The following is a 15,200-nucleotide window of genomic DNA, read 5'->3' as shown; positions in this document are numbered from 1 at the left end:
GGCCCCGTACAGGCACGCTCACCGCAGAGTCGATGCGGGACGACTACTCGTCGCTGGCGATCTGGAATTCGACCATGGCAGAGACGGTTTCGATCGCGTCTGCCAGGACGTCGACCCGCTCCGCCAGCGTCGGTGCAGCCAGCACCGCGTAGCGGTCAGCTTGCCCCATCGGCACCCGCGACGCCAATGTGTAGATGTGCCAGGACGGGTCGTCGGCCACCTCCGGCTCGACGGCAAGGGCATCGGGGCGCAGCTGCGCACCCTGCGCGCTGACGATCCGCTCGAACAACGCGAGCATCGCATCGACGATCTCGCCGATCCGCTCATGCGTCACCGGCGGGCCCGGCTCGTCGGGCCAGGGCTCGATGTCGGCCCGCGGGTAGGGGTCGTCATCGAGCCACTCACGCACCCGAATCCGTTCGCCCACAACGGTCGCCAGCTGGTAGCGACCCATCCCCTGATCGGCGTACTCGGTGATGCGGGCCAGCGTCCCGACGTCGCTGCGGACGTCGCCGCCGCCGACCTCGCGGCCGCGGCTGATCAGCACCACCCCGAACGCCGGGTCGGTCATCTCGAGGCAATCCCGTACGAGCTGCGAATAACGCGGCTCAAAAATGCGCAGCGGCAACGATTCTCCCGGCAACAAGGCCGCCTGCAACGGGAACATCGGTTGGACGGTCATCGCTACCGAATGCCTTGACCCAAGACGACGTCCTTGACCGGTGCGCTGGGATCGACGAATCCGCACAGCGCACCGGCGACCCCGGCCCACAGCTCCGGATTCATCGCGACCAGTTGGTTGCCGCTCTTGCCAATTGCCTTGATGACCTCACGGCGGGTGACGACGTCCATGGTCAGGTACTCCCGACACGTAGTGGTGAGCAGATCGGCGGGCACCATGCCCTTACCCGCTTCACCGGGTGTGGCCACCGGGGTGCCGGTGATCGCTTTGGCACAACCACCACCGGTTAGGACGACGGCCGCAGCCACCACCGCAAATCCCAGTCGTCGAATCCTCATGGGTGCCTCCAGATGCCTAGATGTCCAGCTCCCCGACCAACGAGTCAACCACCGCGTGCAGGTCGCCGCCGTTCTCCTCGGCTACCCGGTGCTGGCGCTGATATGACGCGCCGCGCCGCGGAATATCGGCCACCGCGGCCAATTCGTCTGCGCAGTGCAGCGATTCGGCCACCGGCTGCAGCCGGGTCAGCAGGTCGTCGAGGTCCTCGGTGACCAACCGTTCATTGCTGTCGGCGTCGAGGATGATGATGGCGTCCAGGCCGTAGCGCGCGGCGCGCCACTTGTTTTCCTGCACGTGCCAGGGCGGCATCACCGGCAGCTGCTCACCGGCTTCCAGCCTGCGATCCAAGTCCACCACCAGGCAGTGGGTCAGCGCCACCAGGGCCGCGAGCTCCCGCAGATTGGAGACGCCGTCGAACACCCGCACCTCGATGGTGCCCAGATGCGGCGACGGCCGGATGTCCCAGCGGACCTCGTTGATGTGGTCGATGATGCCGGTCTTCTTCTGGTCGTGCACGAACCGCTCGAACTGCCGCCAGGTCTGAAACTGGAACGGCAGGCCCGCGGTCGGCAGTTGCTGGAACATCATCGCCCGGTTGCTGGCGTAGCCGGTGTCATCGCCGGCCCAGAACGGCGAGGAGGCCGACAGCGCCAGCAGATGCGGATACTGATTGAGCAGCGAGGAGATGATCGGCATCACCTTGTGCGCCGACGACACCCCGATGTGCACGTGCACACCCCAGATCAGCATCTGCCGTCCCCACCACTGGGTCCGCTTGATCAACTCGGCGTAGCGCGGGGCGTCGGTCAACTTCTGGGTGGACCACGACGCGAACGGATGGGTGCCCGCACAGAACAGCTCCATGCCGCGTTCGTGCACGATCTCACGCGCGCTGCGCAACGTCCCCTTGAGATCGACCATGGCCTCGTCGACGGTGTCACACACACCGGTGACGACCTCAATGGTGTTGCGCAGCAGCTCTTTATGGATGTGCGGGTTCTCGCCCACATCGGCGATCACCGCGGCCGCCTCATTGCTGAGGTCGCGGGTGGCCGCATCGATCAGGGCGAACTCCCATTCGACGCCGAGTGTCGGCCGGGGTGAACCGGCGAAGTCGATCCGGCCGGGCTTCTCCGCTGGAGTTTTAGCCGGTGCCGATGACACCGCACGCCACCCGCTTGCCGGCATCGCCGGTGGCCATCGTGGCTTCGTCCGGACCGGGCGCGCCGCCCTGGATCTGCTGGTAGCGCTCCGGCGGGATGTTGGCGAAGTTGTCGGCGTCGGCGTGGATGATGATCGCCGTCCCGTTGCCGCCCAGCAGATCCTGCTTGGTGAACGAGTTGGTCGTGGTCACCAGCATCGCCGAACCGTCCTCGCGGACCTGCAGCGAGGCCAGGTCCCCACTGGCGGGATGCCCGGTGTGGCCGCCGGCCTGGAAGTGGCCACCCGCGGACAGGAAGTCACCGGACGCACCGCCGGTCGGCGCCACGGAGTTCGGCTCGCACTTGGCGAACGAATGCAGATGCAGGCCGTGGAAGCCCGGCGCCAGCTTGCCCGTACCGGTGGTCTGCACGGTGACGGTGGCGAAGCCGTCCTGGAACTCGAAGGTCGCCGCGGCGACCTGGGTGCCGTCGGCGGTCTTGATTTGCGCGGTCAGGGTGTCGGCGCTGGACGCCGATGCCTGCGGGGTGCCCTGGGCCTCTTGGCCATGGCCGGCGCCGTGGCTGTCTTCGCCCGCGGCGGCCGGCGCCGGGGAACCGGTCCACACCGCAGGCGGGGTACCGGGCTGCGAGGCGATCGGTTCGTTGGGGCTGCACGCGCTCAACACGGCGACGGGAGCGACGAACAGGACGGCGGCGGCAGTTCTCAGCGGGCTGACGGTGACCATGAGGCGAAGCCTATCCGGTCACCAAAACAATCACGCCCGGTGGCTGCTCGGCGATTTCCGGGATTCTCGGGGCCACCGGCGCGTTGAGCACCTTGGCCACCGACTCGGCAGCGGCCTGCTCCCCGTCGGCCGTGCCGTAGTACACGGTCGTGGCGGGCAGCGGCGGCACCTGGAGGTTGCTTGTTTCGGTGACATTCCACCCGGCCTCGCGCAGCCGGTCACCGATCCGCCCGGCCGCACCTTCACCTTCGCCGACGTTGAACACCCGCACGTCGGCCTTGGCCGCGGGCGCGGCCGATGTCTTCGACGTCGTGGTGGTGACCGTCCGCGTCGCCGTGTCGTCACTGCTGCTGTCATTGCCCGAGCCCATGGCCTGGAAACCGACCAGCAGGAAGATCACGCCGAGGAAGAGCAGCACCATGACCATGGCGCGCAGCGGCAGCCCGGAGGAATCAGGTACGCGGTCGTTCATCGCGCCCACTGTAACCAGGGGCGCCGCCTACGGAGAAAAATCAGGGGACCTCGAAGCCGAGGCGGCGGGCCGCGCGGGCCTTCTGCCGGCTCGCCCGCAGCCGTCGCAGCCGCTTGACCAGCATCGGATCGGCGGCCAGTGCCTCGGGGCGGTCGACCAGGGCGTTGAGCACCTGGTAGTAGCGGGTGGCCGACATCGAGAAGAGTTCCTTGATGGCCTCTTCCTTGGCGCCGGCGTACTTCCACCACTGCCGCTCGAACGCCAGGACGTCGTATTCGCGGCGACTCAACCCGTCGGGGAGATCGGCGTCGTCATTAGACCGCTCGGCCCGTGCCATGGCGCCGTCCATTTCGATCTGCTGACCCTTTCGAAGACCTGAAGAAGAAGTCCCGTTGCTTGGCGCTCATTCAATCACGGTGGAGCCGGTTGGGACGGCAGCCAAGCCCGCGCGTCGGCTGACTTAAGCTTGCCGATCATGGCAGTTAGACCAATCGTGATCCTGGGTGATCCCGTTCTGCACACACCGACCCAACCAGTGCCGGTCGGCGACGACGGTTCACTGCCCGCGGATCTGGCCGATCTGATCAAGGACATGTACGACACGATGGACGCGGCCAACGGAGTCGGGCTGGCGGCCAACCAGATCGGTGTGGGCAAGCGGCTGTTCGTCTACGACTGCGCCGACGAACGCGGCAAGACCACCCGCCGCCGCGGCGTGGTGATCAATCCGGTGCTGGAGACCTCGGAGATCCCCGAGACGATGCCGGACCCCGACAACGACGACGAAGGGTGCCTGTCGGTGCCCGGCGAATCGTTCCCGTGCGGCCGCGCGAAGTGGGCCCGGGTCACCGGTCTGGACGCCGACGGCAACCCGGTCACCCTGGAGGGGCACGACCTGTTCGCCCGCATGCTGCAGCACGAGACCGGCCACCTCGACGGGTTCCTCTACGTCGACAAGCTGATCGGCCGGCATGCGCGGGCAGCGAAGAAGACCGCGAAGAAGAACGGCTGGGGCGTTCCCGGCCTGTCGTGGACGCCCGGTGAGGTGCCCGACCCGTTCGGTCACTGACCTGATGGCCAGCCTGCCGCCGGTCGGCAGCCGGGTGAGCATCCGCTACCGCCTGCCCGCGGGCACGACCCCGCCGATGACGGATGTGATCGGCGAACTGCAGGCCGCCGATCCGCTGATCGTGGTGCGCACCAAGTCCGACGGTGTGGTCGAGGTCCCGCCCGCCGACGTCGTCGCGGTGCGCGAACTCAGCGTGGTTCCAGTGCGAACCTCGGAGATCCGGGCTCTCGAACATGCCGCGGCACTCGCCTGGCCGGGAACCGAGCAGAGCTGGCACGACGGCTGGTTGCTGCGGGCTGCGGGCGGTTACACCAGCCGCGCGAATTCGGCTGTGCCACTCGACTTCTCATCGACCATCGCGTCGCTGCCTGCGATCCGCGACTGGTACGCGCAGCGGAATCTGGAGCCGTGGCTGGCGCTGCCGGAGCGGCTGCTGCCGATTCGGGCCGACGGCATCAAGCACACCCGGGTGATGGTCACCGATCTCACCGAAGCCGCCGCTGACCCGGCCGTGACGTTCACCGCACGTCCCGACGCGGCGTGGCTGGCCTGCTACGAACGCGATGTGCCTGCCGAGGTGCTGACGGCGGTCGTGGACGGTGAGGTCGTGTTCGCCGCCCTGGCCGACGCCGCGGTCGGGCGGGGCGCGGTGACCACCGCACCGGACGGCACCCGCTGGCTGGGTATCTCGGCGGTGCACGTCAACGCCGAGCACCGCAGGCGCGGGCATGCCCGACGACTGTGCCAGGCCCTGCTCGGCTGGGGCGCGCAGCGCGGTGCAAGCCGGGCTTACGTGCAGGTTCTCACCGAGAACGCGGGCGCGATCCTGCTGTATCACCAGCTCGGATTCCGACTGCACCATCACCACCGCTACGTCGATGCCCGCTCGTTGAGCCCCCGTACGCTGTAGGCCATGCCCGCCGACGTCTTACGCCTGGCCACTTGGAACGTGAATTCGATTCGCGCGAGGGTGGACCGGGTCACCGACTGGCTGCAGCGCGGCGACGTCGACGTGCTGGCCATGCAGGAAACCAAGTGCTCCGACGACCAGTTCCCCACCATGCCGTTCCTCGAAGCCGGCTACGAGGTGGTGCACTGCGGGTTCAACCAGTGGAACGGGGTGGCGATCGCCTCTCGCGTCGGGTTCGACGACGTCGAGGTCGGCTTCGAGGGCCAGCCCTCGTGGGGTAAGGACGACGACGCCAAAGCCGAGGCCCGCGCGCTGGCGGCCACCTGCGGCGGCGTACGGGTCTGGAGCCTGTATGTGCCCAACGGTCGCACCCTGGCCGATCCGCACTATCAGTACAAGCTGGAATGGCTTGCCGCACTGCGCAATACGGCCGAGTCGTGGTTGCAGAAGGATCCGCAGGCACCGATCGCCCTGGTGGGCGACTGGAACATCGCGCCGACCGACGAAGACGTCTGGGACATCGCGGTGTTCGACGGTGCCACCCACGTGTCGGAACCGGAGCGCAACGCTTTCAACGCCATCGTCGAGACCCAGTTCACCGACGTGGTGCGCCCATTCACGCCCGGGCCCGGGGTCTACACCTACTGGGACTACACCCAGCTCGCGTTCCAGAAGCGCCGCGGCATGCGGATCGACTTCATCCTGGGCTCACCGGCATTGGCCGAACGGGTGACGCATGCCGAGATCGTCAAGGACGAACGCCGCCCCGGCAAGAAGGGCGATCCCTCCCCCAGCGACCACGCGCCGGTGCTGGTGGATCTGCGGCGCTGAGTCAGCTGGACGGTTCGCTGACCTTCACCAGCATCTTGCCGATGTTGGCGCCGGTGAACAGTCCGTTGAGCGCCTCGACGCAGCTTTCCAGGCCGTCGAAGACGGTCTCGCGGTGCACCAGCTTGCCCTCGGATTCCCAGCGGCGCAGATCGGCGAAGGCCTCGTCGAAACGACCCCACATGTCCAGGGCGTTGAACCCTTGCATCGACGCGGTTTTCGCCAGCAGGTTGACGTAGTTGGCGGGGCCGGGATGCTCACCGGTCAGATAGCTGGAGATGACACCGCACAACACCACCCGGGCCTTGGGCGCCAGCCGGCCCAGCACAGCGTTGAGGATGGGGCCGCCGACATTGTCGAAGTAGACGTCAACTCCCTTGGGGCAGTGAACTTTCAGCGCGGCCGGGATGTCGTCGTTCTTGTAGTCGATACAGGCGTCGAAGCCGAAGTCCTCGACCACGGCCCGGCACTTGTCGGGACCACCCGCGATGCCGACCACCCGGGCACCGGCGATCTTGGCGATCTGCCCGGCCACCGAACCGGTGGCACCGGCCGCCGCCGACACCACGACCGTCTCGCCCTCCTTCGGGCGGCCGATGTCGGTCATCCCGAAATAGGCGGTGGCACCGGTCGGTCCGTACACACTCATGATGGCCAGCTGGTCGGTCTCGCCCGGAATGGGCGTGCTGAACAGGTCGTCGCGGATGATCGCGTAGTCCTGAAAACCGGTCAGCGTGGTGACGATGTCGCCGACCGCGAAGGCTTCGCAGCGTGATTCGACGACCTCGCCGATACCGGCGGCGCGGATGACCTCGCCCAGTTGCACCGGTGGCAGGTAGCTCGGCTGGTCGTCCAGCCAGGTGCGGACCGCGGCGTCGAGGCCCACATAAGTGGTGCGCAACAGCGCCTCCCCGTCGGCGAGGTCGGGTGCGACGGTGGTGACCAACTCGGTGTCAGTGGGTTGCACCAGACCCGAGGGGCGGCGGCGAAGGAGGATCTGGCGGTTCGTCAGCGCGGGCACGATTTTCGAAGCTACCCAAGGCCGCGCTGATGTGGAGGCCAAGTGAGACTAACCGCGGCGCCTCGACCCAGCCACCTGGACGCCTGGGTGCTGCAGTCGTCGTTGCGTCGTTTCGGCCCAGGTGAGCCGTCGCCGGGTTTCCGGCAGGTGAACATTCGTCGATTCGTGTGGCGACGACGGGTGACCGGACGCACCATGGTCTCCGATGGGGTCGTTTGTTTCCGTATACGTCGATTGGTCAGCCACGGTCGAGCACGTGCGTGCCGCCGCCAGAGAACTGCCGATGCCCGCCGGAGTACTCGGTGTCAGCGTGGTGGAGGCCAGCGACACGTTCGGCTGCCGGGTCGCCGTCGATCTGACTGGTGATTTCGACGAACAACGCGACGGCCCCGACATCGCCCGGTCGTATGCGGCTCAGCTGTCCGACGCGCTCGCCGTGCCCGCGTTCGCGCTTCGTGACCTCATCTTGGTCGGCCGTTCGGATTCGTGATTCGCAGCCGTTCACGGCGCGTCACAATTTGTTCGAGCTGGCGTGCTGGGCTGAGTGGGTGAGTTCGGACCTCAGCATCCCGATCCCGAAAAGCACTGCGCATCAGGCATTGACGTGTATCGACGCGCTCATCGAAGAGTATCGGCGGCAACGGCCGGCAGGCGAAGCCCGGATGGTCGGCGATCTCATCGAATTCCGGGAGGCGATCCCGCAGAGCATGCGAGCTTCCCGGGACCGCACCGCCCGGATGGGCGCATTGACCTTGGCCAGGATCTCCGACCGTCTCACCGCGTGCGCTCAGGCCGAAGTCGGTCCGGCCGAATTGCAGGTCGCGATGTGGCGCACCGCGGGACGACTCCATCGCTGGGTCGCCGAGGCAGCGTCCCGCCGTCGGCTACTCGCTCGTCGTCGTCGCGGGCGTCTGGTCTTCGGTGACCTCTTCGGCGCCGTAGCGGCCCGGGTTGAACATCGAGGCGATCGCACCGATCACCATCATCACCGCGGCCGCCCCGAACACCACCACCAGGCCGGAGTGGAACGGCTCGGTGATCAGATTCGGGAAGAACGTCTGCCCGGTCAGCACTTCGGTGTTGACGCCCGGCTGATGCAATGCGTTGTAGGGCGCCAGGAGCTCGCCGATCGGGTTGTAACCGAGGAACGCCGCGAACAGGCTGCCGACCGGCGGCAGGTTGGCTACGTCGTGGGCGACTGAGGCTGAGACTCCTTGAGCCTGAAGTCCTTCGCTCATCGCGGCGGGCAGGGTGTGGGCCAGACCGACGATCATCAGGGAGAAGAAGATGCCGATCGACAGCGAGTTGCCGGCATTGAAGAACGTCGAGCGCACACCCGAGGCGGCGCCGCGCTGCGAGGCGGGGACGCTGGACATGATGGCGGCGGTGTTGGGGGCGGTGAAGATGCCGCCGCCGACGCCATTGAGGAACACCAGCACCGCGAAAACCCAGTAGTTGAAATTGACCGGAATCAGCAGTAGCGCAACGAAAGTCGCGGCCATCAGCAGCATGCCACCGACGGTGAACGGTCGGGCACCGAACCGGTCGGCGAACGATCCGGCGATCGGCGCGGCGGCCAAGAAGCCGAACGTCGCAGGCAGCAGGTAGATGCCCGCCCACAGCGGGGTGGACTCGAAGCTGTAGCCGTGCAACGGAAGCCAGATGCCCTGTAGCCAGATGATCAGCATGAACTGCAAGCCACCGCGACCGACCGAGGACATCAGCCCGGCAAGATTGCCCATACCGAAGGCCGCCGAACGGAACAGCCGGATGTCGACCATCGGTTGCGGCACCCGCAACTCGACGAAGCAGAACACCACCAGCAAAAGCAGGCCGCCGATGATCGAGCCGAGGACCATCGGGCTAGTCCATCCGGTCGTCGAATCGCCATAGGGCTGAATGCCGTAGGTAATGCCGATCAGCAGAACGGTCAGGCCGACACCGAACGTGACGGTGCCCGCCCAGTCGACGCGGCCGGGATTGCGCACGCCCAGCTCTTTCAGCGAGCGCACGCTCCAGATGGTGCCGATGACGCCGATCGGCACGCCGACCCAGAAGATCGCTTGCCAGTGAACTTCGGAGAGCACACCACCGATGAGCAGACCCAGGAACGAGCCGGCGACCGCAGCCACCATGTTGACGCCGAGCGCCATGCCGCGCTGGTTGGCGGGGAAGGCGTCGGTCAGGATGGCCGACGACGAGGACATCAGCATCGCGCCGCCGACGCCTTGGATCACCCGCCACGCGATCAGCCAGATGGCGCCGCCGTCGAGGTGGAACGGATCGAACGACAGCGCGATGGCCGCCAGGGTGAACACGACGAAGCCGATGTTGTAGATCCGCACTCGCCCGTACATGTCACCGAGCCGGCCGAAGGGCACCACCAGCACCGCGGTGACCACCAGATAGCCCATGAGCATCCACAGCAGGTAGCTGACGTTGCCGGGAGCGAGCGGGTTGAGACCGATGCCGCGGAAGATCGCGGGCAGGGAGATCAGGACGATCGAGGCGTTGACGGCGGCGAGCAGGATGCCCAGCGTGGTGTTGGACAGGACGACCCACTTGTAGTGCGGGTGGTCGTGGTCCATCCGCCGGCGGCGCCGGTCAGTCTCGGCCAGGGCGGGATCAAGCTCGGTCGTCACGGGCGAATCTCGTTTCGTATGCAATCGTCTAGCAAATAGCAAAGGGCGCCCCACAGGCGCAATAACACATATGTTAGCTATACAAATCTTTTAGAGCCAATCGTTTGTCCCGTTCGACCGGCCCGAACGTCACTCTGGCGTGACGCTCGACGGCGAGCGTGACTCTCGCGTGACGCTCGAGAAGTTCGCGTTCTCGACGGCGAGAGCGACTCTGGCGTGACGCTCGAGAGGCGCCCGGCTCCCGACGCCGAACGTGACTCTCGCGTGACGCTCGACGGCGACTGAGGCTCAGGAGTGACGCTCGACGCGGCGGGGTCTACTGTGGGCGACGGAAACCAACCACACGGGAGCGCACACGACAGTGCGCTGAGAGGACGGCTCGGGGCCGTCGACCGTAGAACCTGTCCGGGTAATGCCGGCGTAGGGAGTGAAGATGACCGATGTATTTGTCGATCCCACCGTCACCACCGGCCCGATCGCCGGTAGCACGAAGATCTACCGCGACGGCGTTCCGTTTCGCCGGGTGAATCTCACTGACGGCGACCACCTCGACCTCTATGACACCTCGGGTCCGTACACCGACGCCGACGCGGTGATCGATCTGCACGCCGGTCTGCCTGCCCGGCCCGGGGTGGTCACCGACCGCGGCACCCAGTTGCAGCGGGCGCGCGCCGGTGAGATCACCGCGGAGATGGCGTTCATCGCAGCACGCGAAGGGGTGTCGGCCGAACTCGTCCGCGACGAGGTGGCGCGCGGTCGTGCGGTGATTCCCGCCAACCATCGCCATCCGGAGTGCGAGCCGATGATCATCGGCAAGGCCTTCGCCGTGAAAGTCAATGCCAATATCGGAAATTCGGCGGTCACGTCATCGATCGCCGAAGAGGTCGACAAGATGGTGTGGGCCACCCGGTGGGGCGCCGACACCATCATGGACCTGTCCACCGGCGCGGACATTCACACCACCCGCGAATGGATCCTGCGCAACTCCCCGGTCCCGGTCGGCACCGTGCCGATGTATCAGGCCCTGGAAAAAGTCAAGGGCGACCCCACCCTGTTGACGTGGGAGATCTACCGCGACACCGTGATCGAGCAGTGCGAGCAGGGCGTGGACTACATGACCGTGCACGCCGGCGTGCTGCTGCGATACATCCCGCTGACCGTCAAGCGGGTCACCGGAATCGTCAGCCGCGGCGGGTCCATCATGGCCGCCTGGTGTCTGGCGCATCACCGAGAGTCGTTCCTGTACACCAACTTCGAGGAACTGTGCACGATCCTCGCCCGCTACGACGTCACCTTCTCCCTGGGTGACGGTCTGCGGCCCGGCTCGATCGCCGACGCCAACGACGCCGCCCAGTTCGCCGAGCTGGCCACCCTGGGTGAGCTGACGAAAGTGGCGAAAGCCGCTGGGGTGCAGGTGATGATCGAAGGCCCCGGCCATGTGCCGATGCACAAGATCGTGGAAAACGTGCGCCTCGAGGAGGAGTTGTGCGAGGAGGCCCCGTTCTACACGCTGGGACCGTTGGCCACCGATATCGCGCCCGGCTATGACCACATCACGTCGGCGATCGGAGCGGCGATCATCGCCCAGGCCGGCACCGCGATGCTGTGTTACGTCACGCCCAAGGAACACCTCGGCCTGCCCAACCGCAAGGACGTCAAGGACGGGGTGATCGCCTACAAGATCGCCGCCCACGCCGCCGATCTGGCCAAGGGCCACCCGCGTGCGCAGGAGCGCGACGACGCCCTGTCCCGGGCCCGGTTCGACTTCCGCTGGCACGACCAGTTCGCGCTCTCACTGGATCCCGACACCGCCCGGGAATTCCACGACGAAACCCTGCCCGCCGAGCCCGCCAAGACGGCGCACTTCTGCTCGATGTGCGGTCCGAAGTTCTGCTCCATGCGCATCACGCAGGACATTCGCGACGCGATGGCCACCAAATCCGAGGAGTTCGCCGCACACGGCAACCGCGTCTACATCCCTCTGGAAAACTCAGTGCCGTGAATTTCCTCCCCCTGACCCCGCCGGGCCAGACCCCGCCGCGGGTCATGACGATCGCGGGCTCGGACTCCGGCGGCGGCGCGGGCATCCAGGCCGATATGCGAACCTTCGCGCTGCTCGGCGTGCACTCACTGGTGGCCGTGACCGCGGTGACCATACAAAACTCGTTGGGCGTCAAGGGGTTTCACGAGATTCCGACCGACGTGATCGCCGGCCAGATCGAAGCGGTGGTCACCGACATCGGCGTGCAGGCCGCCAAGACCGGCATGCTGGCCTCCTCGCAGATCATCGAGACGGTGGCGGGCACCTGGCGTGATCTCGGCCTGGCGGGCACGACGCCGTTCGTGGTCGACCCGGTCTGTGCCTCCATGCACGGTGACCCGCTGCTGCATCCCTCGGCGCTGGAGACCCTGCGTACCGAGCTCTTCCCGCTGGCCAGCCTCGTCACGCCGAACCTCGATGAGGTGCGGCTGCTGGTCGGTATCGACGTCGTCGACGAGCAGACCCAGCGTGACGCCGCCAAGGCGCTGCACGCGCTGGGTCCGCAGTGGGCGCTGGTCAAGGGTGGCCATCTGCGGGGGTCGACGCACAGTCCCGATCTGCTGTACGACGGCACCGACTTCCACGAGTTCGACGCCCCGCGGGTGGACACCGGCCACGACCACGGCGCCGGTGACACGCTGGGTGCGGCGACCGCATGCGCGCTGGCCCACGGCTATTCGATGCCCGACGCGGTCGCGTTCGGTAAGGCCTGGGTCACCGAATGCCTGCGTGCGGCCTATCCGCTGGGCGGCGGGCACGGCCCGGTGTCGGCGCTGTGGCGGCTGCAGTCGTGAGTGAGCTGGACGAGATCGCCGGCGTCACGCACGAACCGGACGGCAGACCGACCGGGGTGGTGATGCTGACACACGGAGCCGGCGGCAACCGAGAGTCGCCGTTGCTCATTCGGATCTGCGACGAGTGGGCGTCGCGCGGTTGGCTCGCGGTCCGCTACAACCTGCCATACCGGCGACGCCGGCCGAAGGGGCCGCCCTCGGGTTCGGCGAGCGGTGACCGAGACGGCATCGTCGACGCGCTCACGCTGGCCCGCTCGCTGGCCGACGGCCCGGTGATCGCCGGCGGACACTCCTACGGCGGGCGACAGACCTCGATGGTCGTCGTCGAGAACCCGAACCTCGCCGACGTGCTGACCCCGTTCTCCTATCCCCTGCATCCGCCCGGCAAGCCCGACAGGTTGCGTACCGAGCACTTCAGCGGCATCACCATCCCGGCGGTGTTCACCCACGGCACCGCCGACCCGTTCGGCACCATCGACGAGCTGCGCGAGGCGGTCACGCTCATTCCCTCGCTCGTGCAGATCGTCGAGGTCACCGGAGCCCGCCACGACCTGGGCTCCAAGAAGCTCGATGTGCCGGCGCTGGCCGTCGACGCAGCACTCTCAGCACTGCGCTGATTGACTGTGGTCCCCGAGACTCGGGCCAAACGGCTGTACCTTACTCGCGAGTAAGGTACGGTATTCTGTTCGCATGGCAACGCAGTACGACGCGATCATCGTCGGCGCTGGTTTCGCGGGAATCGGCGCGGCGATACAGCTCAAGCGCCTGGGAATCGACGATTTCGTCGTATTGGACCGTGAGGATGATCTGGGCGGGACCTGGTACGTCAACCACTATCCGGGCCTTACCGTCGATGTCCCCACCACCACGTACTCGTATTTCTTCGAGCCCAACCCGAACTGGAACCGCCTGTTCTCCACCGGGGCCGAGATAAAGCAGTACGCCGACAACGTCGCCGACAAGTACGACGTGCGCCGCCATATCCGGTTCAACACGACCGTCGAGAGCGCCCGCTGGGATGAGGAAGACAAGCTTTGGCGGGTGACGCTCGCCGGTGGCGACACCTGGGCGGCGCGCTACCTCATCACCGCGACGGGCTTCTTGTCGCAGCCGCACACCCCCGAGATCCCGGGCATCGAGAGCTTTGAGGGCAAGATCGTCCACACCGCGGCATGGGACGACAGCTACGATTCGGCCAACCGGAAGATCGGCATCATCGGGACGGGCGCCACCGCGGTCCAGCTCATCCCCGAATTAGCCCGCGACGCTGCCGATCTCACCGTCTATCAGCGCACCGCGATCTATGTGGTCCCCAAGATCGACATCAAATTCGGAGCGCGAGCCAAGCGGCTGTTCGCTCGCGTACCGCTCGCTCAGCGCGCCATTCGCCTCATTACCGACTTCATCTACGAAGTTCTGGTCGACTGGGGCATCTTGCATTACACCCGTTTCCCGCTGGGCAACCGTGCTGCAGCCGAACTGTCCAAGGTCTGGCGGTTCGCGATCATTCGGGACAAGGAACTGCGGCGCAAACTCACTCCGGACTACGACTTCGGGTGCAAACGGCCCACGTTCTCGAACAAGTTCTACCGCGCGTTCACCAAACCCAACGTGCACTTGCAGGCCAGCGGCATCGACCACATCGAGTCCGACGGCATCGTCGCGAATGACGGCACCAAGGCGGAAATCGACACCCTGGTGCTGGCAACAGGATTCGATCTCTGGGAGGCCAATTTCCCGGCCATCGAGGTGATCGGCCGCGACGGCCGCAACCTGGGCAAATGGTGGCGCGAGACCCGATTCCAGGCATACCAAGGCGTGTCGGTCCCGTCCTTCCCCAACTTCCTGAGCCTCGCCAGTCCGTATGCCTTCCTCGGATTGAACTTCTTCAACACGATGGAATACCAGATGCGCCACATGGATCGGCTCTTCGGGGAAATGAAGCAGCGCGGGGCGACAACGTTCGAGATCACCGAGGAAGCCAATACCCGCTACCTCGATGAGATGACCGAATTGCTCGGCACCTCTTTGTTCACCCTCGGTAACTGCGCGTCATCGCGGTCGTACTATTTCAATCCCAGTGGTGAGGCGACGCTGTTACGGCCGATGACTACGCACGAGGCATTGCGCGAGGCGTCGACGTACCCGGTGTCCGACTATCACCTCAGCTGAATTCGAAAGGACGTTGATGTCTGCCGAGCCGTTGATCAAAGCGACCGGGGTGGTCGTGGCCGCCACCGGGCTGTCGCATTTCGTGCGCCCGGAGCTGTTCGAGTCCGCCACCAAATCGGCGTTCCCCGACAACACCGTGGCGCACACCTACATCGACGGCGGCATCGAGACCGTGATCGGATTGGCCCTGATCGCGCCCAAGACGCGCAAGTTCGCACTGGTCGGCTTGCTGGCCTACGGCGCCTGCCTCGGCGCGAACATCGTTCGCAATCGCTGATCTTTTCAAGATCACAGTTCTGACAAGATTTACGACTCCGTCAGATTTTTCGCTTACATTGATCG

General features: G+C 66.2%; 17 protein-coding genes and 1 riboswitch. Of the genes, 9 read left to right on the top strand and 8 right to left on the bottom strand.

Annotated elements, in window-relative coordinates; all coding sequences use genetic code 11:
* Positions 1–43: 43 nt before the first annotated feature.
* The 6 genes from K0O64_RS03155 to napA are packed head-to-tail and all read right to left on the bottom strand — an operon-like array spanning position 44 to position 3,730.
* Positions 44–682 carry an LON peptidase substrate-binding domain-containing protein gene (locus tag K0O64_RS03155; RefSeq protein WP_071947800.1) on the bottom strand — a complete coding sequence of 213 codons (639 nt, stop codon included), beginning with the start codon at positions 680–682 and terminating at the stop codon, positions 44–46.
* A gap of 2 nt (positions 683–684) precedes the next feature.
* Entirely contained in the window at positions 685–1,020 is a 336-nt protein-coding gene (locus K0O64_RS03150; protein ID WP_125477377.1) for a hypothetical protein, read from the bottom strand.
* A 16-nt stretch (positions 1,021–1,036) separates the two neighbouring features.
* Complete coding sequence (locus K0O64_RS03145) at positions 1,037–2,185, bottom strand: glutamate--cysteine ligase (RefSeq protein ID WP_071947802.1); 1,149 nt, start codon at positions 2,183–2,185, stop codon at positions 1,037–1,039.
* Positions 2,166–2,909: a superoxide dismutase[Cu-Zn] gene (gene sodC / locus K0O64_RS03140; RefSeq protein ID WP_220046032.1), complete on the bottom strand. Its 744-nt coding sequence runs from the start codon at positions 2,907–2,909 to the stop codon at positions 2,166–2,168. The genes K0O64_RS03145 and sodC overlap by 20 nt, the downstream gene beginning before the upstream one ends.
* Before the next feature lie 10 nt (positions 2,910–2,919).
* Positions 2,920–3,381 (bottom strand): LytR C-terminal domain-containing protein, encoded by a 462-nt coding sequence (locus K0O64_RS03135; RefSeq protein ID WP_071947804.1) that lies wholly within the window; start codon positions 3,379–3,381, stop codon positions 2,920–2,922.
* A gap of 40 nt (positions 3,382–3,421) precedes the next feature.
* Entirely contained in the window at positions 3,422–3,730 is a 309-nt protein-coding gene (napA, locus tag K0O64_RS03130) for a nucleoid-associated protein NapA (RefSeq protein WP_071947805.1), read from the bottom strand.
* Positions 3,731–3,856: 126 nt separating this feature from the next.
* Between napA and K0O64_RS03125 the strand changes: the two genes are divergently transcribed.
* Genes K0O64_RS03125 through K0O64_RS03115 form a run of 3 tightly spaced genes read left to right on the top strand, consistent with a single transcriptional unit; the run spans position 3,857 to position 6,191 of the window.
* Positions 3,857–4,450, top strand: a complete 594-nt coding sequence (locus K0O64_RS03125) for a peptide deformylase (RefSeq protein WP_071947806.1) — start codon at positions 3,857–3,859, stop codon at positions 4,448–4,450.
* 4 nt (positions 4,451–4,454) lie between these two features.
* Positions 4,455–5,360 (top strand): N-acetylglutamate synthase, CG3035 family, encoded by a 906-nt coding sequence (locus K0O64_RS03120; protein WP_220046031.1) that lies wholly within the window; start codon positions 4,455–4,457, stop codon positions 5,358–5,360.
* Positions 5,361–5,363: 3 nt separating this feature from the next.
* Entirely contained in the window at positions 5,364–6,191 is an 828-nt protein-coding gene (locus K0O64_RS03115) for an exodeoxyribonuclease III (protein WP_071947808.1), read from the top strand.
* Position 6,192: 1 nt separating this feature from the next.
* On the opposite strand, the gene K0O64_RS03110 is transcribed toward K0O64_RS03115, so the two are convergent.
* Positions 6,193–7,209: an NADP-dependent oxidoreductase gene (locus K0O64_RS03110; RefSeq protein ID WP_220046030.1), complete on the bottom strand. Its 1,017-nt coding sequence runs from the start codon at positions 7,207–7,209 to the stop codon at positions 6,193–6,195.
* Positions 7,210–7,414: 205 nt separating this feature from the next.
* Between K0O64_RS03110 and K0O64_RS03105 the strand changes: the two genes are divergently transcribed.
* Positions 7,415–7,699: a hypothetical protein gene (locus tag K0O64_RS03105; RefSeq protein ID WP_220046029.1), complete on the top strand. Its 285-nt coding sequence runs from the start codon at positions 7,415–7,417 to the stop codon at positions 7,697–7,699.
* A gap of 394 nt (positions 7,700–8,093) precedes the next feature.
* On the opposite strand, the gene K0O64_RS03100 is transcribed toward K0O64_RS03105, so the two are convergent.
* On the bottom strand, positions 8,094–9,797 hold the full coding sequence (locus K0O64_RS03100; protein ID WP_225933714.1) for an MFS transporter: 1,704 nt from the start codon (positions 9,795–9,797) through the stop codon (positions 8,094–8,096).
* 387 nt (positions 9,798–10,184) lie between these two features.
* Positions 10,185–10,295, top strand: a riboswitch (TPP riboswitch).
* Between K0O64_RS03100 and thiC the strand changes: the two genes are divergently transcribed.
* The 5 genes from thiC to K0O64_RS03075 all read left to right on the top strand — a co-directional run bounded on the left by thiC (position 10,285) and on the right by K0O64_RS03075 (position 15,135).
* Positions 10,285–11,853 carry a phosphomethylpyrimidine synthase ThiC gene (thiC, locus tag K0O64_RS03095; protein WP_096309798.1) on the top strand — a complete coding sequence of 523 codons (1,569 nt, stop codon included), beginning with the start codon at positions 10,285–10,287 and terminating at the stop codon, positions 11,851–11,853. (Overlaps the previous riboswitch by 11 nt.)
* Complete coding sequence (gene thiD, locus K0O64_RS03090) at positions 11,850–12,686, top strand: bifunctional hydroxymethylpyrimidine kinase/phosphomethylpyrimidine kinase (protein ID WP_096309797.1); 837 nt, start codon at positions 11,850–11,852, stop codon at positions 12,684–12,686. The genes thiC and thiD overlap by 4 nt, the downstream gene beginning before the upstream one ends.
* Positions 12,683–13,303: an alpha/beta hydrolase family protein gene (locus K0O64_RS03085; RefSeq protein ID WP_164520006.1), complete on the top strand. Its 621-nt coding sequence runs from the start codon at positions 12,683–12,685 to the stop codon at positions 13,301–13,303. Before thiD ends, K0O64_RS03085 begins: the two co-directional genes overlap by 4 nt.
* A 73-nt stretch (positions 13,304–13,376) precedes the next feature.
* Positions 13,377–14,858, top strand: a complete 1,482-nt coding sequence (locus tag K0O64_RS03080; protein WP_071947815.1) for a flavin-containing monooxygenase — start codon at positions 13,377–13,379, stop codon at positions 14,856–14,858.
* A 16-nt stretch (positions 14,859–14,874) separates the two neighbouring features.
* Positions 14,875–15,135, top strand: coding sequence for a DoxX-related protein (locus tag K0O64_RS03075; protein ID WP_096309795.1), 261 nt, complete (start codon positions 14,875–14,877; stop codon positions 15,133–15,135).
* Positions 15,136–15,200 lie beyond the last annotated feature (65 nt).

The organism is Mycolicibacterium pallens, assembly GCF_019456675.1.
Lineage (GTDB): Bacteria > Actinomycetota > Actinomycetes > Mycobacteriales > Mycobacteriaceae > Mycobacterium > Mycobacterium crocinum.
This window is presented reverse-complemented; position numbering and strand designations above follow the sequence as displayed.